Raw genomic sequence first — 20,113 nt, forward strand, 5'->3', positions numbered from 1 at the left:
CTGTGTGACTTGAGAACAAGGCGAATGCGCGGAATGTACGTCTGTACATGAGTACAATCAACGCCGCTATCAAACTATCAACGATAAGAGCAAACCATTACTACTCGCACAAAAAAACCGAAGCGATAAACTTCGGTTTTTTACTACAACAAGGTTTAGGGTTCTCTAAACTGTGTGACTTGAGAGCAAGGCGAATGCGCGGAATGTACGTCTGTACATGAGTACAATCAACGCCGCTATCAAACTATCAACGATAAGAGCAAACCATTACTACTCGCACAAAAAAACCGAAGCGATAAACTTCGGTTTTTTACTACAACAAGGTTTAGGGTTCTCTAAACTGTGTGACTTGAGAGCAAGGCGAATGCGCGGAATGTACGTCTGTACATGAGCACAATCAACGCCGCTATCAAGTCATTCAGTGACGAGAAGCTAAATCCTTCTTACATCATGCCTGGCATACCACCCATACCACCCATGCCGCCCATATCAGGCATTCCACCTGAATCTTTAGCTGGCATATCGGTAATCATCGCTTCTGTTGTGATCATAAGACCAGCAACCGATGCGGCAAACTGTAGCGCACTACGAGTAACTTTAGTTGGGTCTAGGATACCCATTGCAATCATATCACCGTATTCGCCTGTCGCAGCGTTGTAGCCATAGCTACCTTCACCAGCTTTAACGTTATTAGCAACGACAGAATCTTCGTCACCCGCATTTTCAACGATTTGACGCAATGGCGCTTCCATAGCACGAAGTGCAACGCGAATACCTACGTTTTGCTCTTCGTTAGCACCTTCAAGACCAACGACTTTCGATGCTGCACGAATAAGTGCAACACCACCACCAGCAACAACGCCTTCTTCAACGGCTGCGCGAGTAGCGTGAAGTGCATCTTCTACGCGATCTTTCTTTTCTTTCATTTCAACTTCAGTTGCTGCACCGACTTTGATTACTGCAACACCGCCAGCGAGTTTCGCGACACGTTCTTGTAGCTTCTCTTTATCGTAGTCTGACGTTGCTTCTTCGATTTGTTGACGAATTTGAGATACACGCCCTTGAATCATTGCTTCTTGACCGAGGCCATCAATGATCGTTGTGTTCTCTTTAGTGATAATAACGCGCTTAGCTTGACCAAGGTCTTCTAGCGTTGCTTTCTCAAGTTCTAGACCAATTTCCTCAGAGATAACCGTACCAGAAGTAAGTACTGCGATATCTTGAAGCATTGATTTACGACGATCACCAAAACCAGGCGCTTTAACGGCCGCAGCTTTCACAATACCACGCATGTTATTTACAACGAGTGTAGCTAACGCTTCACCTTCTACATCTTCTGCAATGATAAGCAGTGGGCGAGATGCTTTTGCAACCGCTTCTAATATTGTAAGTAGTTCACGAATATTAGACACTTTCTTGTCGATAAGAAGAATGAATGGGTTTTCTAGTTCAACCGAACCCGCTTCTTGGTTTGTGATGAAATATGGCGATAGATAACCACGATCAAATTGCATGCCCTCTACAACATCTAGTTCATCCTGAAGTGCTTGACCTTCTTCAACGGTAATAACACCGTCACGGCCAACTTTTTCCATTGCTTCTGCAATGATGTTACCAACAGTATCATCTGCATTTGCAGAGATAGTAGCAACCTGTGCGATAGCCTTAGAGTCCGCACAAGGAACAGATAGACCTTTCAACTCTTCTACCGCTGCGATAACCGCTTTGTCGATACCGCGCTTAAGGTCCATTGGGTTCATACCCGCAGCAACGGCCTTAAGGCCTTCAGTAATGATAGATTGAGCAAGTACTGTCGCAGTTGTTGTACCGTCACCAGCAGCATCATTTGCTTGAGATGCTACTTCTTTAACCATTTGTGCGCCCATGTTTTGGAACTTGTCTTCAAGTTCAATCTCACGCGCTACAGATACACCATCTTTAGTAATCGTTGGTGCACCAAAAGATTTGTCTAGTACCACGTTACGACCTTTTGGTCCAAGTGTTACTTTTACCGCATCAGCTAGAACGTTAACACCTTCTAGCATCTTGATTCGTGCTTCGTTACCAAATTTTACGTCTTTAGCAGCCATCTTTAATATCCTTTCCTAAATTCTATTTCTAATTGCTTGTCGTTTAAGAGTGAATTACTCAACGCTTGCTTATTCAACAATAGCCATGATGTCGTTTTCAGACATGATCAACACTTCTTTACCGTCAATTTTCTCAGTTTTAGTGCCGTAACCTTCTGCGAAAATGATAGTATCACCAACTTTAACGTCCAAAGGCTGAATATTACCGTTTTCTAAAATACGGCCATTGCCTACCGCTAGAACTATGCCGCGAGTAGATTTCTCCGCAGCAGAACCTGTTAGAACAATGCCACCTGCAGATTTTGATTCAACTTCTTTGCGTTCAACGATAACACGGTCGTGTAAAGGACGAATATTCATTGGGTCGTCTCTCCTGATTGTTGTTTCCATTAATGTAATTTAGTACTGAATTATCAGCGCGTGAAAGTTAAGTGGGGGACAAGAGGCAAAATCCCAAGGGGAAAAACAAAATTTTTACGATAGAAGTCATTTTTTTTTAGCCTAAACCGAGTTTTTTAGACAAAAGTCCGTTTTTATATGACTCGACGTACTAATTGCACTGCACCTCAGACTAGTTCAGAATCGAACTAAGTGTCTAACTGGTACAAAAATCATGGCTTGTAAGGATTGTGAAGATAACTGGTTTTGGAAAAAAATAGGTCGTTGCAAACGATGTATGGACCAACTAACCGTGCTTTCTGTTCTTTGTTGGATCGTATGGTGGTTTGGTTACAGAGATGACTTTAAAAGTGTCGAATCCATTGCATTAATATTTTCTGGTTTTGCCTTTAATATTCTTCTTTTTTTGCACCTCTGGTTTAAATTTGTGATATTCCCAATGCAAAAAAGAAGACATCGCGACGGTAAAAAAAACCGCCCGTAGGCGGCTTAAAGTAGGTTGATACTCTTTCTATTTAGACAGATTTAATGCTTCATTCATAACATGATAAAGATAATTCTGCTCAACCACACCTTGGAACAGGTAAGCCTGAGGACCTCGAGCAAATACGGCTACATCTTCCCCTGAGTGAGTTTCTGAACTTAAACGAACGAGTGACTGTTGCTTATAATCTAACGCTATTACTTGCGACTCGGTTAAGTCAGAACGCTCTCCTTTAACGGCACCTGGACCATTTCCATAGGTGAGCGTGGTGTACTTTTTACCAAACTCATCTTGGCTAAACTTACCTTTTGATTTTGATAAACCCAAAATATTGTTACCGCGAGCTGAGTAACCATTCATTACAAGTGTATGCGCGTGGTCAGCAGTAACAATGACTAAGGTGTCGTCTAAGTTCGTCTTCTCCAACGCCGCTTTGATTGCCTCATCATAAGCAATTGTATCTTCTAGCGCACGTTTTGCATTGCCATCATGGTGAGCATGATCTATACGTCCAGCCTCAACCATCAATACATAGCCTTCTTTATTTTTAGACAGTATATCAATCGCTTTAGAGGTCATTTCTGCAAGAGAAGGTTCATCATTACGACGATCCGCTTCATATTTCATGTGACTGCTTTCAAACAAACCAAATGCGCGGGTTGTATTTGCATCAAGCTTGTCGAAACCCGTTTGATCATAGACATATTGACCTTCAGGGTGTTTAGCCTGCCACTCTTCTACAAGGTTACGGCCATCTTTACGTTTTCCGTTCTTACCTTCTGAATCCGTCACACTTGCCGGTAAAAATTCACGGCGACCGCCACCAAAAGCGACCTGAATACCGTCACCTTTATCAAAGTTCACAAACTGAGTGGCAATATCGACACAACCTTGATTTTTAGCAATATTAGGGACATCGTGCTCCCAATTACGATCGGCGCTATGCGCATACGTTACCGCAGGTGTCGCGTGAGTAAGCCGTGCTGTACTTACAACACCAACCGACATACCTCGTGCAGCCGCGAGTTCCCAAGCGGTTGTCGTCTCATTACCTAACGCCGTATTACAAAAGCCACGCTGTACATTGTCATTGACCGAGATAGTACCCGCTTTGGTCTTAACACCTGCGACCATCGCAGACGCTGTGCCTGCCGAATCAGGAACCTGCATATCTGTATTGTATGTTTTAACCAATGCCGTATGAGGTAAGCTTTCCATCGCCAAGCTATATTCTTCCCCTAATAAACCGCGACGTTGACCTTCAAAGATACGGGCTGCCGTAATAGTACCAACGCTCATTCCATCACCAATGAATAAGATGACATTTTTTGCTGGCTTGTCGATTGGCATCGTAGTTTTCGCTTTGGCGATAGCGGCTTGTGCTTCGGTGTACCACACATCGTTTTGTTGTGGAATTTCAACCGCTGTTGAGGTGCTTGATGCATTGCTGCTACAACCTACTAGGCCTACGAGTAAACCGCTGATAGCGAGTGTTAACTGACGTCCTTTCACAAGGTTTCTCCAATTTAGAATTAATTGATTTATTGCATACATGATTAACAGCTAAATAGGCTAACGAACGATATGTGACAGGAGATAACACTCAAGTGAAGATTTTTTGAAGGTTTTGTTAACTGGTAATGATATAACATAACAAAAACAATGCGTTATGTTGTTCCAATCTAAGTAATTTTATGCATAGTTATACCAATTTCACTCACTAACTGGCCATAAAAAGAAAAAGCCCCTAATCCAAACCGGATAGGGGCTTTCTTAGATTCTTCTAAGAAAAAGCAGTGGTACTTAATAAGACCGGGCTTTTCCTAAAATGTTCCCAAAAAAGATCATTTATTTATTAGATATGCTATTGCCTACCTCTTTTACGCTTTATTTCAATAGATTAGGCAACGCTAACACGAATAATTGTTTGCTCACAAAGATCAATCTCTAACGCGACTTCATCACAAGCGTGGATTCTCGGACACTGCTCACAATCTTTCAGTACTTTTTCAGGAAGCAAGCTTTTTGACGTCGGTAAGAAATTCTGCTTCATAAAGAACTCAGGAGTACGAGTTAGTACAAAAACTTTCTGTATCGCCATCTGCTTAGCTTTCGTCACTAAGTGTTGCACGATTGCGGTACCTTGGCCTTGTCTGTGCCACCCAGCTTCAATCCCTAACGATCGTATTTCAGCCAGACCGGAATCATATACATAAAGTGAAGCACAACCGGTAACCTCACCTTGATGCTCTACCACAGCGAAGGAACCAATATCTCGAATAAGCTCACTGCGATTACGAGGTAAGTTTTCACCCATATTAGACCAATAAGCAACCATCCCCTCTAATGCGTCGATATCGGTGAGTCTTGCAACCCGTACCTTAATTACAGAGACATTTCTCTTTTCTAAACGTTGCTGTGCATGATCGACAGCATAAGCGACCTGCTGAGGAGAAACCCCACCAAGTGCAGAACGTTTCTCTAGACATGATTCGATCGTCAGTATTTCGTATACGTCATCTTCAATAACGTCAGAAAACACCTTCAGTTCCTCAATTGATAGCTCTTCTAAAGCACACCCTTTTTCTATCGCCCCCACTACCGCAACACCGACGATATGATGCGCTTCACGGAATGGAATATCCTTCGCAACTAAATAATCAGCTAACTCTGTTGCATTTGCATAACCTTGCTTGGCCGCTTCTAATGTACGTTCACTGTTTACTTTCAAACCATCGAAGCAAAGCGCCGCCATTTCCATGCAATCGTTCCACGTATCTAACGCATCAAATAACCCTTCTTTGTCTTCTTGCATGTCTTTGTTATAAGCAAGAGGAAGAGCTTTAACCGTCATCATCATGGCCGCTAATGAACCATATACACGTCCACATTTGCCACGAATAAGTTCTAATGCATCCGGGTTTTTCTTTTGCGGCATCAAAGATGAACCAGATGTGACGGTATCGGCTAACTCTATGAAGTTAGACTCGCCTGAATTGTAGAAGATCATATCTTCAGCAAGACGAGAAAGGTGCAGCATTGAAATAGAAGCAATAGACATCAGCTCCATCACATGATCACGGTCAGAGACTGAATCTAAACTATTACGAGTGGCCCGACGAAAACCCAAATTATGAGCAAGATCTTGACGATCCATTGGATAAGCGGTTCCCGCTAGGGCACCAGAACCCAATGGACAAGTATCAAGACGGTTTATTGCATCTCCCAATCGGGAGTAGTCACGCTCAAACATCTCTACGTAAGCAAGGCACCAATGGGCAAATGTTACTGGTTGCGCTCTTTGTAGGTGTGTATAGCCGGGTAAAACAGTACCTTGATGCTGCGATGCAACATCAACGAGTTGGTTTTGCAGACGATCTAGAACAATAAGTAGGTGTTGACCTTGTTGACGACACCATAACTTTAGATCGGTCGCTACTTGGTCATTACGAGAACGGCCTGTGTGAAGCTTCTTGCCAAGATCACCGACTTTACTAATAAGTTGTTGCTCTACCCAACTATGAATATCTTCTGAATCAGATTTAAGAATCTGCTCAGGGTCTTCCATTACTTCTAACTTCAATTCGTTTAAAGCTAGCTCTAATTTTTGCTGTTCTATCTCGTTTATAACGCCCACAGAACGTAATGCTTTGGACCAGGCTATTGAACCGACAATATCTTGCTCAGCTAATCGGTAATCAAAGCGAAGTGAATCGTTGAACTCTTTGAACCGAGTATCTGCTGCTTGGGTAAATCTGCCACCCCATAATGCCATTGTGTATCTCCTGATCTAAACGGAAGCTAATTATTATAGTTAGTTAGTGTGCTATTAGGTGCTAAACACCCGGTTGTAGATACTAGCGATATACAACCGAGAATCAAGCTTCTGTTATATTACTTTTGCGAATTACCTTTACTTCTGCATATTCATAGTACGAATACGGCTTGCTAATGAATACAAACGGATGAATCCTTCGGCATGGCTTTGGTCATAGACTTCATCTTCACCAAATGTCGCAAATTTTTCACAATATAGACTGTTTTCAGAACGTTTCTGAGTCGCCGTAGCTTGACCCTTGTAAAGTTTAATCACCACCTCACCGTTGACGTCTTGAGCAAGGTTCTCTGTTGCAGCAAGGATAGACTCGCATAACGGAGTAAACCAACGGCCATCGTAGATTAGGTGAGCGGCCTTCACGCCTAACTCTTCACGGAACTCAAATGAGCTTTTGTCCAGTACGAGTTGTTCAACGGAACGGAGCGCTTCCATCATAATAGTGCCACCCGGCGTTTCATAACAACCACGTGACTTCATTCCTACTAAACGGTTTTCAACGATATCAATACGCCCAATGCCGTGCTCAACACCTTTCTCATTCAAATACATTAGTGCGTCGTATGGCTTCATATCTATACCATCAACAGCAACAACTTCGCATTTTTCCACTTTGATTGTTACATATTCGGCTTTGTTAGGTGCCTCTTCAGGGCTTTTTGTCCATGCCCAACAATCATCATTTGGTGCATTCCACGTTTTTTCAAGAACACCACCTTCTGTTGAGATATGCCATGCATTTGCATCACGAGAGTAAATCTTTGTTAAAGACGCGGAGCATGGAATATTGCGCGCTTCTAGATAATCTAAACACTCTTCACGGCTCACTAAATCCCACTCACGCCAAGGGGCAATAACGTGTAGATCCGGGGCCAACGCGGCAAATGCACCTTCAAAACGGACTTGATCATTCCCTTTACCGGTACAACCGTGTGCAAGTGCATCCGCACCAACCTTCCGAGCGCACTCAACCTGCGCCTTAGCGATTATTGGGCGAGCCATTGAGGTACCTAAAAGATATTTACCCTCGTACAATGCACCCGTTTTTAAAGAAGGATAGATATAATCCTTAACCATCTCTTCTTTAAGGTCTCCTATATAGACTTCAGACGCGCCAGAAGCGAGGGCTTTTTCTTCAACGCCTTCTAACTCTTCAGCACCCTGTCCAACATCCGCCACAAAAGCGACCACTTCACAGTTATAATTCTCTTTCAACCATGGAATGATTACTGATGTGTCTAGACCGCCGGAATAGGCTACGACTACTTTTTTTACTTCAATCTTGCTCATTGTATTTCTCCTGTTCTCCCGGACTGCTCTGGCGGTCAGTACATCGGGTATAAATTCTGTTGTGTTAAAAATTATGTTTATCTAAATTTTACTGCGGCAAGAACTGCGTACCTATGCTCTTACCTGCGAATAATTCGCTTAATTTGTCTGGATAACGCCACGTTGCAACTTCAATTGGTCTGCCAAGTTCGTTAGCGGCATCAAGTGCCGCTTCTACTTTGACGATCATACCGTCTGTAATAACCTTGCTTTGAATCAGGGCCTGTGCCTGAGTTTTGTCTAGGTTGGGCAGCAAGTGCCCCTTTCCATCCAATACGCCACTGACATCAGAAAGCAACACTAGCTCTGCGTCTAAAGCGCTTGCTACGGCGACCGCGGCTTGATCGGCATTCACGTTCATCATCTGGCCCTTGTCCGTTAGGCCAATCGAGCTAATAATAGGTAATGCACCTGTGGCTAATATCGCTTTCACCACCGCCGGGTCACCGGCGCTCGCTTTACCTACTGCGCCGAGTGCAGGGTCCAACTCTTCCACCGTACAAAGACCACCGTCTGCCAAGCAAAGTCCGACGGCTTTGAGTCCGTTTTTGACGGCTTCACCTTGCAGTGATTTGTTGGCAGTCCCAGCCAATGCGCCCGCAATAACCGGTATTTGGTCATAAGGTGTAACCCGTAACCCATTTTTCTTCACTGTCTTAAGTTGAAGCTTTTCCATCAGTTCATCAACAAGGTAACCCCCGCCATGAACGATAACGAGTTCCCTATTTGCCTGATGCTTATAGTTATCAATAGCGTTAAAAAGCTTGCCTAGAGTGTCGGTACTTGAAAGTGCTGCGCCGCCTAGCTTAATCACTAATGGTTTTAGATTTTGATTCATATTTATTCTCACAGAAGCGAAGTAAGCGGCTCAAAGCCGTTACGAATATTTAAGCACTGCATCGCGTGGCTAGATGCGCCTTTCAAAAGGTTATCGATAGCCGAGACAACGATGACGTGTTCACCTTCCACCTTCCAACCGATATCACAAAAAGGTGTACACTCTACATCTTGTACCTTGGGAATACCTTGCTGCTTTAAGCGAACTGCAGGTTTGTTTTGATAGGCTTTCTCGAAGGCGTTACTCACATCTTCAGCCGTTACACCAACAGCAAGTTTCATTGTAATCGTGGCTAAGATGCCTCTTTTAAAATTACCTAAATGTGGAATAAAAATTACATCGCAGCCAAGATGAGACGCAATTTCAGGTTTGTGCCGATGGCTGAACAGCCCGTAAGGTTGTAGGCTCACTTCACAAAAGCTATTGCTCATGCTCGCTTTGCGACCCGCACCCGTTACACCACTTGTCGCGTTAATAACTGGCCATTGATTGAGGTCTAACATGTTCATTTCAACCAGTGGTTTTATCGCGAGTTGTGAAGCGGTGGGGTAACAACCCGCAACTGCAATGAGGTCTGTATTTTTGATCGCTTCCTCATTCCACTCAGCGAGGCCATATACCGCGCCTTTAAGTAGATCAGAATGTTGATGGTCAAAACCATAATATTGGGAATAAAAGTCATCGGCTTGGACGCGATACGCCCCAGACAAATCAAAAACCTGACAACCCTGTGCCAAAAACTCTGGAGCCAAGTCATGACTAACTTCGTGAGCCGTCGCAAGAAAAACAACATCGCACGCCTCGGCGACAGCTTGAACGTCCGTCAAAGGTTGAACGAGCATTTCAACAACACCAGAAAGTTTACCGTGTAATGCGCTAATCTTTTTATTCGCGTCTAGGCTATTGGCGGAAACATACAATCCTGTTAGCGTTAGCTCTGGATGTTTTGTGACCATGAGAGCGAGTTCCGCTCCGGTATAACCGCTTGCACCAATAATTGTGGTTTTTAACATCTTAACTTATCCAAATATTTGGGTAACTGACGACAGTCAAACTTGACTATTCATACTCAAAAAACGTCATTATTCGGTTTTTTATTCATAAATAATGATTTAATATGCTTTTTAACGTCTTAATGGTTATCTGTCAATAGGAGAAGCGAAGATAATATGCAATTACCTAAATTTATCGATGTATACAAGGGACTCATTTCGACCTCTTCTATCAGTTCAACAGACCCAAGTTGGGATGAAGGGAATAGCCAAGTCATCGAATTATTGGCTGATTGGTTAAAACAGATGCACTTTGAAGTGGATGTGGTTGAGGTTGAAAAAGGCAAATGCAACTTAATTGCTAAACGGGGTCAAGGCGAAGGCGGCTTGTTATTGGCAGGACACACTGACACAGTCCCCTTTGATCAAGGACAGTGGAGTTTTGATCCACATACACTGACCGAATCAAACAACCGTTTTTATGGGCTAGGTACTGCGGATATGAAAGGGTTCTTCGCTTTCATTATTGAAGCGGTAAAAAAAGTAGATTGGAAAAATCAAACTAAACCTCTGTATATTCTGGCGACATGTGATGAAGAAACAACTATGCTCGGCGCGCGTCACTTTACCGATGATGCTCCGATAAAACCGGATTATTGTATTATCGGTGAGCCAACTAGTCTGGTACCCATTCGCGGTCACAAAGGACATGTAGCCAATGCAATCAGAGTCACCGGCAAATCTGGCCATTCTTCAGACCCAGCATTGGGCGTTAACGCCATTGAGATAATGCATGAGGTAATGTATGCCCTAATGCAGCTAAAAAACCAGTTGGTGAAAGAATACCACCATCCAGGATTTGCTATTCCATCACCAACGTTAAATTTAGGGCATATCCATGGAGGAGATAGTGCAAACCGAATTTGTGGTTGTTGTGAGCTCCATTACGATGTAAGACCTCTGCCTGGAATAAGCCTTGATGGCCTAGACAACATGTTGCGCGGTGCGTTAAAAGAAGTGGAAGCGAAATGGCCGAACCGTATTGAGATCCGCCCTTTGCATGAACCTATCCCAGGGTATGAATGTTCCAACGAACACTCTTCCCATCAACATTCATCACAAGAACACAGTTTCATTGCAGGGATGGAAGCCATATGTGGAATGGAATCAGAGACCGTAAACTATTGTACTGAAGCACCTTTTTTACAACAGTTGTGCCCAACATTGGTTTTAGGTCCAGGATCTATAGATCAAGCCCATCAGCCCGATGAATTCTTAGCGTTTGAATTTATCGACCCAACTATTAATATTCTTTCTAAGGCAATTCGTCAGTATTGCTTCTAATCTTTAATCATAAGACTTCATTATTGAACTTATGCTTTCGATGCCATGTATAGGGTTGTGAAATTTTATTTCACAACCCTATACATGGCATCTGTTCTAGACATGATCCCAGTCAAATTAACACCATTAAAATCATTGTGCCTTTGTCTTTATTTGACTCAAAGCACAGATATTAGCTAGATTGTACAACTGGGAAGAAAATACACTGTAATTAAATTACGAGGCAGAAAGGAAATGAACGAGAAATATGCTGCTTTAAAAAGTAACGTGAGAACACTAGGTCACTTACTTGGCAACACAATTAAGAATGCGCATGGCGAAGAGATCTTAGAAAAAGTCGAACTGATACGCCAACTTTCAAAGTCTGCCGAGAGAGAAAACGATCAAGAAGCTCGTGAAGAACTCATTCAGGTAATATCTAACCTACCAGATAACCAGTTAAATCCGGTTGCAAGGGCCTTTAACCAATTTCTAAACCTAACGAATATAGCAGAGCAATACCATACGATTTCTCGCCATTGCGATGCGAATATCTGCGAACCAGACGTCATCCACACACTATTTTCAAAGCTCACGCAAAACAGTGTGAGCAAATTAGACACTGCACAGTCAATTAAAGATCTCAATATTGAACTGGTTCTTACTGCACATCCGACAGAGATAGCTCGTCGCACCATGATAAATAAATTGGTGAAGATTAATAAGTGCCTTTCACAGCTCGAACTTAGTGACCTATCTCCTAGAGAACGTGTAAAGCAAGAACGTCGATTAGAACAGCTGATAGCTCAATCTTGGCATTCTGATGATATGCGTAAAGAACGCCCAACACCGCTTGACGAAGCTAAGTGGGGCTTCGCTGTTGTTGAAAACTCCTTATGGCAAGCCGTGCCCGAGTTTCTGCGTGAATTCAATGACAGAGTAACTGACTACCTTGGCGAAGGGCTCCCTATTGATGCTCGCCCGATTCATTTCTCTTCTTGGATGGGTGGCGATAGAGATGGAAACCCATTTGTTACCCACGAGATTACTCATGAGGTTCTACATCTGTCACGCTGGAAGGCGGCCGACCTCTACCTAACCGACATCATTGAGCTCGTCAGTGAGCTTTCAATGATCGAATGCACAAACGAATTAAGACAACTAGCTGGTGATGCACATGAACCTTACCGTGCTGTACTTAAACAGATAAGAACACTACTCACAGACACGCTCGAAGTACTGGATGCGAAAGTAAACAAAACCGACGTCCCTAACAAAGCCATATTAGAGAATGTAAGCCAATTATGGGATCCACTCTACGCCTGCTACCAATCATTGCATCAATGTGGAATGGGCGTCATAGCTGACGGAGCATTGCTAGATAACCTTCGTCGAGTTAAAGCATTTGGTGTCCATCTTGTACGCTTAGATATCCGCCAAGAGAGCACTCGCCATTCAGATGTACTATCTGAACTTACTCGCTATTTAGGTATTGGCGATTATGACCATTGGAATGAACAAGATAGAATTTCTTTTTTAGTCAATGAATTAAGTTCAAAACGTCCACTTTTGCCTCGTAACTGGCAACCCTCTGAACAGGTACAAGAAGTTTTAGACACCTGTAGGATAATTGCGAGTCAATCTCGCGAAGCTTTCGGTTCTTATGTTATTTCAATGGCACGCACCGCATCGGATGTGTTAGCCGTTCACTTACTGCTTCAAGAATCTGGCTGTCAGTTCCGTATGGACGTATGCCCACTATTTGAAACACTTGATGACTTGAATAATTCAGAAGCCGTCATCAAACAGTTGCTCGAGATTGATTGGTATAGAGGTTTTATCCAAAACCACCAAATGGTCATGATTGGCTATTCTGACTCAGCTAAAGATGCAGGGGTTATGTCTGCGGGTTGGGCCCAATATAGTGCCATGGATGCTTTAGTACGTGTTTGTGAAGAAGCCAACATCGAACTCACACTCTTCCATGGCCGTGGAGGCACCATTGGCCGTGGTGGTGCGCCAGCACATGCTGCGTTACTTTCTCAACCACCGAAAAGCTTAAAAGGGGGGTTGCGTGTAACGGAACAAGGGGAAATGATCCGCTTTAAACTTGGGTTACCGGATATCGCGGTAAACAGCTTTAACCGCTACGCCAGCGCGATTCTTGAGGCCAACCTTTTACCGCCCCCAAGCCCGAAACAAGAGTGGCGCGACCTAATGGAAGTCTTGTCACAAGTCTCTTGTGAAGCATACCGTTCAATCGTTCAGGGGGAGCCAGATTTCGTTCCTTACTTTAGAGCGGCGACCCCAGAACGAGAGTTAGGCAAGCTTCCTCTCGGATCGAGACCATCAAAAAGAAATCCTAACGGTGGAGTCGAAAGTCTAAGGGCGATTCCATGGATATTCTCATGGAGCCAAAATAGATTGGTTCTACCCGCTTGGTTGGGTGCAGGTGAATCGATACAGTACTCAATCGACAAAGGACACCAGAACCTATTAGAAGAGATGTGTCGTGAATGGCCTTTCTTCTCTACTCGCCTTGGTATGTTAGAGATGGTGTACACCAAAACCAATATCGAAATCTCTCGATATTACGATCAGAGGCTAACGGACAAGTCACTTTGGCGAATAGGCGATCAATTACGGGACCAACTGCAAAAAGATATTAAGGCCGTTCTCAATGTTGAGAACAACGAAAACTTGATGCAGAGCGACCCATGGGGGTTGGAATCTATCCGATTGCGTAACGTCTATGTTTTGCCTATGAATATTCTTCAAGCTGAGCTTCTATACCGAACTCGCCAGTCAGATCAACCCTCTTCAGAACTAGAAGAAGCATTGATGGTGACAATAGCAGGTATTGCTGCTGGCATGCGCAACACTGGGTAGAGTAAAAGACCAGAAATGGGACAGTATGACCAAATAAAACAGCATACTGTTCTGTTTGCAATCCAATTCGAGAGGTTTATCATCCTTTTGAGACAATTTGCCCTTTTTTTTTATTTTTACAACAAAATTTAGTGGTATGCTTACGCCCCGTTGTGCCCCAAAGATCGACTATACTCATAACAGGCATAATAATATGGAATCAAACTCCGCAAGTATCTAGGTGGAATTCGGCTGAAGATAGGGAATGACGAACAAACATAGATTTGTCGTTATTCTGAACTGCTAATAAGCAGATCTGTCGTTATTCTGAACTGCAAAATAATTAGTGTCACAAAAAGCACGGAAGCAGTTCAAAGTTGTGAGTTATTTGTATTACTAATTATTGGATTTAAGATATGTCATTACCACACGTAATCCTTACCGTTTTAAGCACTCGCGATGCTACCGGATATGATATAACCAAAGAATTTTCATATAGCATCGGCTATTTTTGGAAAGCGAGTCATCAGCAAGTTTATCGAGAGCTCAATAAAATGGCTCAAAATGAACTCGTCACCTGTGTTTTACATCCTCAGGATGGCAAACCAGATAGAAAAATTTACTCCATTGCCGAAGCTGGGCGCCGTGCACTCGGTGAATGGTTTGAGCAACCAACAGCACAAGCAACAATAAGAGATGAGTTCAGCGCTAAGTTAATGGCTTGCGCAATCCAACCTACTGCTCCTTTCAAAGAACAAGTATCTATACTTATTGGTGAATCTAAACAGCTAGTCAGTCATTACAAAGAGATTGAAGCGACTTATTATGGTGATCCAACTAAGCTAGACAAGCACGCTAAATTAGAACGCCTTACTTTAAGACGTAACCTATTAATACGTGAAGCTTGGATTGATTGGGCGGAGGAAGTTGTTGCTGAATTGAAATCCATGGACTAAAACGGCTTCGTTCTAGTCTTTGCTTTTAAATAAAAAGGGCTCATGTGAAAACATCGACCCTTTTTATTTATTACCGTTTATCTTGTTGGTCTTACTCCTAATGTATGGCACAACGCAAAAGTCATTTCAGCACGATTAAGAGTATAGAAATGAAAGTCCTTTACGCCTTCCCTGCTTAAAATTCTTACCATATCAATAGCTTGGCTAGCACCAACCAATTGGCGAGTTGTTGGATCATCTTCTAAACCACTAAATTGCTGTGCCATCCAACCCGGTACTTTCACGTTATTCATTGCGGCAAAACGAGAAGCTTGCGTAAAGTTAGAAACGGGCAGAATTCCCGGTATTATCTCTGCGTCAATACCCGCACTCACACAACGGTCTCTGAATCTTAGGTAGCTTTCAACATCAAAGAAAAATTGAGTAATTGCACGGTTAGCACCTGCATCCACCTTTCTTTTTAAATTAAGCAAGTCTGATTGGGCACTTTTTGCTTCTGGGTGAACCTCTGGAAACGCCGCCACTGAGATATCAAAATCATGTCGTGACTTGAGCAGAGTAACCAAGTCCGATGCATACATATTTGGAACACCACCACCAGCTGGAATATCACCGCGTAGTGCGACGATATTGCGTATACCATTTGCCCAATAGTCATCCGCAATACCTATAAGCTCATCACGGCTTGCGTCAATACAGGTTAAATGTGGCGCGGCCACCAAGCCTGTCTGATCTTTAATTTCTTTGATAATAGAATGGGTACGGTCACGTTCACCAGAGTTTGCCCCGTAGGTAACCGACACAAATTTAGGTTGAAGTGTTTTCAAACGGTGCACAGAGTTCCACAATGTTTCTTCCATTTTTTCACTACTTGGCGGAAAAAATTCAAAAGAGACATTAATATCACCAAGCTCTGCGATATTCTGATTTAAGGCATCTAGATGACTAGCGTGTGAATAACTCATAGTTCTCTCTCATTCGGGCTGATCGAATTTGTATTTCCGTTTTGACGTTTAGACGTCTATATGTCTGTAGAATGTAATGAAATGAGATTAATGTCAACATGATGTTCATGAAAATTTTTCATGATATTGGTGAGAGATATTCAAGAGTTATGTCGGATGTACTAAGGTTGGTTAACATGAATTCGACTCTGGAGATAGATCGATACATCCATAGCAATGATAAGTAAAACCGCCACTGCCCCTTTAAAGACAGTGGCTAGCGTTTATATTTAAAACAGATTTGATAATCGATTAATATCCGATTGAATCGCCCCGGCGGTCACTTCTCTGCCCGCACCTGGTCCTCTAATCACCAACGGGTTGTCCTTATACCAAGCACTTTCTATCGCAAAGATATTGTCACAGGGAAGCAAGTTAGCCAATGCATGCTCTTTATTTAGTGCCTCAATGCCTACGGTTGCCTTACCACCTTTTTGTAAACGAGCCACATAGCGCAGTACTCTGTCTTCACGCTGTGCTTTTTCTAGGCGTTCGGCTAACTGTTCGCTTAGTAACTGACCTTGATCAAAAAACTGATCGATGGACAGGTCTTTCAACTCGTCCGGAACAAGAGAGGCCACTTTTACGCTCTCCGGTTCAATCGTCAACCCTGACTCACGCGCCAAAATAATGAGTTTGCGCATTACATCTGACCCGTCTAAGTCGCAACGAGGATCTGGTTCCGTTAACCCTTGTTGCCAAGCCAATTCAACCAATTCGCTAAATGGGATAGACCCATCAAACTGTTGGAAAAGCCACGATAGAGTACCTGAAAATATGCCAGAGAATGCGGTGATTTCATCGCCACTTTCGCGCAAATCGCGAACCGTATGATTGATCGGTAACCCTGCACCCACGGTTGCATTATATAGCCAATGACGCCCTGTTTTTGCAAATGCATCCTGTACTTTATGGTAAAACTCACTTGAAGCAGAGCCCGCCACTTTATTGGCAGAAATTAGGTGTAAGCCTTTTTCAGCAATATCGGGGTATTTCATTGATACCGCTTCACTCGCCGTCACGTCTAATACGATTACCTCATCATACTCTTGTTGGTGACTGAGTTGCTCTAGCCATTCATTACCATCACTTTCTATTGCTTCATCTTCATAACGACTAAGTACACTCGAGGCCTCAATACCGGCCATATTCATCCAATATGTCTGGCTACCCACTACACCTATTAAATCAAAACTCATACCTCGACGTTTTTCTATTTCACCTTTCTGTTTAGCGAATAGTTCGAGCCAACTAGAACCGATATTGCCTTTACCACATAAAACCAAACCAACTCGCTTTTGTGCCTGAAAGAGTTGAGTGTGAATTCCCTGAACTAAAACAGAGGTGTTAGACGTACGTAAAACGGCCGCTAAGCTCAAACCCGATTCCGCTTCACACATAAATTCGACGGGTGCATTTTTTAACTGCTGATAAAAGCCATGGCTATGAATCGGGTTTTTCGTTACACCAGCACCAACAGCGGCGACCATTGAATAGCCTTCTTTAAGCCGAATATCTGCCTCCGTTGCCGAGTCATGTAGATAACTAAGGGCACCAGATGCGACTTCTGCTGTGTAAGCAAGAAGCAGCTCGCCTTGATCCGCTTGGACTTCATAAGCCAACGGTTGTAATTGAGCACGTTGGAGTCTTTGTAACACTTCTTCTTTGGCTCTTTCAAATTCATGTGCGTGGCTAAATATCAGCTCAATAAGCAAAACTTCATCAAGGGAGGTCACTATCTTTGCCCCTCTACCCGAAGCCAGTACTCTTTCGATTCTGGTTGAGCCGGCTTCTGGTTGGTAACTACATCTAAGCTCTAAATCCATTGCACTTTGGGCCACGGGTTGCAGTGTTCTGCTATGTAACACAGGTGCCGCCAACCTAGCTAGCTCACTGGCCTCATCTAAGCGTAGAAGAGGCAATAAACAGGCATCATTAACCTTTCGAGGATCGGCACTATAGACACCGCAGACATCGCTCCAAATGGTCACTCTATCAGCTTCCGCTAATGCACCAATGACAGTGGCAGAGTAATCAGAACCATTTCGGCCAAGCAAAACCGTATCCCCTTGACGATTCTTGGCCATAAAACCTGTAATCACTAATCGGTGTTGAGAATGCTGTGCCAATACTTCTTTCAATAATGGCCATGAGCTTGAACGATCAACCTCTGGTTGCGTGCCGATATCCGCTCTCAAAAAGTCACGTGAGTCGATAGCAACTGCCGCCATTTTTGCTTGACACAAGAGTTGTGAAAGCAACCTTGAAGACCACACTTCACCAAGCCCAAGAACCTCGGCTTCTTGCTCTAATGTTAATGGGGCTTGTAAATCACCTAGGGCAGAAAACTCGGTATGAAGATGCTCCAACATTTTATTGGGTTCATCCATTAACTGCTGTATCAAATCCGACTGAAATCGACGCAATTCCATCAATATTTCATGTGCCGTTCGTCCATCTTTCTTTAGAGCACTCAGCCAATGGATGAGTTGATTGGTCGTGTCTCCAGCCGCAGAAACAACAATTAAATCTTCACTTTGAGAGTACTCGGCAAGAATATTCCTTACTCGTTTATAACACTCTGGATTGGCTAAACTACTTCCACCAAATTTATGAAGTTGGCGCATAACGGTCATTTAAACTGTCTCCTGAACTTTTTTAAATGCATTATCAAGATCTTCGATAAGGTCTTCACTATCTTCTAGCCCAACCGATAGCCTTAACAGTGTTTGTGCTATTCCCGCTTCTTTTAAGGCCTCTTCACCCATTGCTCGATGTGTCATCGAGGCAGGATGACAGATTAAGCTTTCTACGCCACCAAGCGACTCTGCTAGTGAAAAGAGCGATAAAGCGCCAACAAACTCTTTGAGCTTATCCATCGGGCCATTAAAATCAAAACTCAACATAGAACCAAACCCAGATTGCTGCTTTTTCGCAATTTCGTGGCCCGGATGATCTGGCAAACTTGGGTGATATATAGTGCCTACAAGGTCCTGTTTTGAGAGAAAAGCTAGGATCTCTCGAGAACTCTCTTCATGAATTCTCATCCGAGCACCTAAAGTTCGTATGCCGCGTAACGTCATGTAGCTATCAAACGGCGTACCTGTCGCCCCAATACAGTTTCCCCACCACGCAAGCTCTTCAGCATGTTCTTCTGTCTTGGTGACGATAACTCCCCCAATCACGTCCGAATGACCATTAATATATTTGGTTGTAGAGTGAATCACAAAATCTGCACCTAGATCTATAGGCTTTTGGTATATAGGTGTCATGAAGGTATTATCGACTGCGACCAGCGCACCAACAGCGTGCGCTTTCTCGCACGTTTCTTGAATATCAACCACTCTAACCAATGGATTAGACGGCGTCTCTAGTAGCACCAGTTTCGGTTTTTTAGCTAATGCTTCATCCAGTGCGCTTAGATCGGACTGATCAATAAATAAAACGTTAAAGTCCCCTTTTTGAGCCCGAGTATTAAAAAGTCGGTAGGTACCGCCGTAACAATCATTCGGTGCAATAATAAGGTCATCAGGCCCAATAAAAGTAGAAACCCAGAGGTTTAACGCCGACGTTCCGCAATTAGTCACTACCGCACCCTTTCCCGACTCAAGATCGGAAAGGGTTTGCTCTAACATGCCCCGATTTGGATTTCCTGAACGGGTATAATCATATTTAGGCACATCACCAAAACTTGGAAAGCTATAATTGGTAGACAAGTAAATTGGAGGCACAACGGCATGAAACTGAGAGTCAGATTCAATGCCCGTTCGAACGGCGATAGTGGCGGGTTTCTTTTGTTTCATGTGCTAGCTTTCCTTTGCGATCAATTCAGTTATCATTTTTCTTTATCCGCTAACTATAACTGAATCTCGAACGTTAGAATTAATAACAAGACACTTTACTGGTAGTTTTTTAAGACGTCAATAGCTCTAGACGTCTATATGTCTTTGCTTATGGCAGTAAATCCCGCTAGAATTCTATCCCATAATTGTTTT

At 43.3% G+C, this 20,113-nt stretch carries 16 protein-coding genes; 6 read left to right on the forward strand and 10 right to left on the reverse strand.

Going from position 1 to position 20,113, the window contains the following annotated elements:
- Window positions 1-47: 47 nt before the first annotated feature.
- Window positions 48-221: a hypothetical protein gene (locus L3V77_RS16040; protein ID WP_275135020.1), complete on the forward strand. Its 174-nt coding sequence runs from the start codon at window positions 48-50 to the stop codon at window positions 219-221.
- A complete protein-coding gene (locus L3V77_RS16045) occupies window positions 218-391 on the forward strand; it encodes a hypothetical protein (RefSeq protein WP_275135020.1) in 174 nt (57 codons plus the stop codon). Before L3V77_RS16040 ends, L3V77_RS16045 begins: the two co-directional genes overlap by 4 nt.
- A 52-nt stretch (window positions 392-443) precedes the next feature.
- Here L3V77_RS16045 and groL read toward each other — a convergent pair whose 3' ends face one another.
- The gene (groL, locus tag L3V77_RS16050) at window positions 444-2,090 is read right to left on the reverse strand and encodes a chaperonin GroEL (protein ID WP_195704534.1); all 1,647 of its coding nucleotides are present in this window, start codon (window positions 2,088-2,090) and stop codon (window positions 444-446) included.
- 69 nt (window positions 2,091-2,159) lie between these two features.
- A complete protein-coding gene (locus L3V77_RS16055) occupies window positions 2,160-2,450 on the reverse strand; it encodes a co-chaperone GroES (protein WP_275135021.1) in 291 nt (96 codons plus the stop codon).
- Window positions 2,451-2,703: 253 nt separating this feature from the next.
- On the opposite strand from L3V77_RS16055, the gene L3V77_RS16060 reads away from it, so the two are divergent.
- Entirely contained in the window at window positions 2,704-2,973 is a 270-nt protein-coding gene (locus tag L3V77_RS16060; RefSeq protein WP_275135022.1) for a DUF3624 domain-containing protein, read from the forward strand.
- Window positions 2,974-3,000: 27 nt separating this feature from the next.
- On the opposite strand, the gene L3V77_RS16065 is transcribed toward L3V77_RS16060, so the two are convergent.
- From L3V77_RS16065 to argC, 5 genes are all read right to left on the reverse strand, one after another.
- Window positions 3,001-4,485 carry an alkaline phosphatase gene (locus tag L3V77_RS16065; protein ID WP_275135023.1) on the reverse strand — a complete coding sequence of 495 codons (1,485 nt, stop codon included), beginning with the start codon at window positions 4,483-4,485 and terminating at the stop codon, window positions 3,001-3,003.
- 388 nt (window positions 4,486-4,873) lie between these two features.
- Window positions 4,874-6,748 carry an argininosuccinate lyase gene (gene argH, locus L3V77_RS16070; protein ID WP_275135024.1) on the reverse strand — a complete coding sequence of 625 codons (1,875 nt, stop codon included), beginning with the start codon at window positions 6,746-6,748 and terminating at the stop codon, window positions 4,874-4,876.
- Window positions 6,749-6,886: 138 nt separating this feature from the next.
- Complete coding sequence (locus L3V77_RS16075; protein WP_275135025.1) at window positions 6,887-8,098, reverse strand: argininosuccinate synthase; 1,212 nt, start codon at window positions 8,096-8,098, stop codon at window positions 6,887-6,889.
- Between the two features lie 88 nt (window positions 8,099-8,186).
- Window positions 8,187-8,975: an acetylglutamate kinase gene (gene argB, locus L3V77_RS16080; protein WP_275135026.1), complete on the reverse strand. Its 789-nt coding sequence runs from the start codon at window positions 8,973-8,975 to the stop codon at window positions 8,187-8,189.
- Between the two features lie 8 nt (window positions 8,976-8,983).
- Window positions 8,984-9,988 carry an N-acetyl-gamma-glutamyl-phosphate reductase gene (gene argC, locus L3V77_RS16085; protein ID WP_275135027.1) on the reverse strand — a complete coding sequence of 335 codons (1,005 nt, stop codon included), beginning with the start codon at window positions 9,986-9,988 and terminating at the stop codon, window positions 8,984-8,986.
- Between the two features lie 156 nt (window positions 9,989-10,144).
- Between argC and argE the strand changes: the two genes are divergently transcribed.
- The 3 genes from argE to L3V77_RS16100 all read left to right on the forward strand — a co-directional run bounded on the left by argE (window position 10,145) and on the right by L3V77_RS16100 (window position 15,114).
- Window positions 10,145-11,311: an acetylornithine deacetylase gene (gene argE / locus L3V77_RS16090; RefSeq protein ID WP_275135028.1), complete on the forward strand. Its 1,167-nt coding sequence runs from the start codon at window positions 10,145-10,147 to the stop codon at window positions 11,309-11,311.
- A 234-nt stretch (window positions 11,312-11,545) separates the two neighbouring features.
- The gene (ppc, locus tag L3V77_RS16095) at window positions 11,546-14,179 is read left to right on the forward strand and encodes a phosphoenolpyruvate carboxylase (protein WP_275135029.1); all 2,634 of its coding nucleotides are present in this window, start codon (window positions 11,546-11,548) and stop codon (window positions 14,177-14,179) included.
- Between the two features lie 395 nt (window positions 14,180-14,574).
- The gene (locus tag L3V77_RS16100; protein ID WP_275135030.1) at window positions 14,575-15,114 is read left to right on the forward strand and encodes a PadR family transcriptional regulator; all 540 of its coding nucleotides are present in this window, start codon (window positions 14,575-14,577) and stop codon (window positions 15,112-15,114) included.
- 77 nt (window positions 15,115-15,191) lie between these two features.
- Here L3V77_RS16100 and metF read toward each other — a convergent pair whose 3' ends face one another.
- The 3 genes from metF to L3V77_RS16115 all read right to left on the reverse strand — a co-directional run bounded on the left by metF (window position 15,192) and on the right by L3V77_RS16115 (window position 19,921).
- Window positions 15,192-16,079 carry a methylenetetrahydrofolate reductase gene (gene metF, locus L3V77_RS16105; RefSeq protein WP_275135031.1) on the reverse strand — a complete coding sequence of 296 codons (888 nt, stop codon included), beginning with the start codon at window positions 16,077-16,079 and terminating at the stop codon, window positions 15,192-15,194.
- A 269-nt stretch (window positions 16,080-16,348) separates the two neighbouring features.
- Window positions 16,349-18,754: a bifunctional aspartate kinase/homoserine dehydrogenase II gene (locus L3V77_RS16110; protein WP_275135032.1), complete on the reverse strand. Its 2,406-nt coding sequence runs from the start codon at window positions 18,752-18,754 to the stop codon at window positions 16,349-16,351.
- Window positions 18,755-19,921: an O-succinylhomoserine (thiol)-lyase gene (locus L3V77_RS16115; protein WP_275135033.1), complete on the reverse strand. Its 1,167-nt coding sequence runs from the start codon at window positions 19,919-19,921 to the stop codon at window positions 18,755-18,757.
- Window positions 19,922-20,113 lie beyond the last annotated feature (192 nt).

The organism is Vibrio sp. DW001 (assembly GCF_029016285.1).
Lineage (GTDB): Bacteria > Pseudomonadota > Gammaproteobacteria > Enterobacterales > Vibrionaceae > Vibrio.

Coding starts and splice junctions, on each gene's coding strand:
- L3V77_RS16045 (WP_275135020.1), top strand. CDS start 218: ATGAGTACAATCAACGCCGCTATCAAACTATCAACGATAAGAGCAAAC.
- L3V77_RS16055 (WP_275135021.1), bottom strand. CDS start 2,450: ATGAATATTCGTCCTTTACACGACCGTGTTATCGTTGAACGCAAAGAA.
- L3V77_RS16115 (WP_275135033.1), bottom strand. CDS start 19,921: ATGAAACAAAAGAAACCCGCCACTATCGCCGTTCGAACGGGCATTGAA.
- groL (WP_195704534.1), bottom strand. CDS start 2,090: ATGGCTGCTAAAGACGTAAAATTTGGTAACGAAGCACGAATCAAGATG.
- L3V77_RS16060 (WP_275135022.1), top strand. CDS start 2,704: ATGGCTTGTAAGGATTGTGAAGATAACTGGTTTTGGAAAAAAATAGGT.
- argH (WP_275135024.1), bottom strand. CDS start 6,748: ATGGCATTATGGGGTGGCAGATTTACCCAAGCAGCAGATACTCGGTTC.
- argB (WP_275135026.1), bottom strand. CDS start 8,975: ATGAATCAAAATCTAAAACCATTAGTGATTAAGCTAGGCGGCGCAGCA.
- metF (WP_275135031.1), bottom strand. CDS start 16,079: ATGAGTTATTCACACGCTAGTCATCTAGATGCCTTAAATCAGAATATC.
- L3V77_RS16075 (WP_275135025.1), bottom strand. CDS start 8,098: ATGAGCAAGATTGAAGTAAAAAAAGTAGTCGTAGCCTATTCCGGCGGT.
- L3V77_RS16110 (WP_275135032.1), bottom strand. CDS start 18,754: ATGACCGTTATGCGCCAACTTCATAAATTTGGTGGAAGTAGTTTAGCC.
- ppc (WP_275135029.1), top strand. CDS start 11,546: ATGAACGAGAAATATGCTGCTTTAAAAAGTAACGTGAGAACACTAGGT.
- L3V77_RS16100 (WP_275135030.1), top strand. CDS start 14,575: ATGTCATTACCACACGTAATCCTTACCGTTTTAAGCACTCGCGATGCT.
- L3V77_RS16040 (WP_275135020.1), top strand. CDS start 48: ATGAGTACAATCAACGCCGCTATCAAACTATCAACGATAAGAGCAAAC.
- argE (WP_275135028.1), top strand. CDS start 10,145: ATGCAATTACCTAAATTTATCGATGTATACAAGGGACTCATTTCGACC.
- argC (WP_275135027.1), bottom strand. CDS start 9,988: ATGTTAAAAACCACAATTATTGGTGCAAGCGGTTATACCGGAGCGGAA.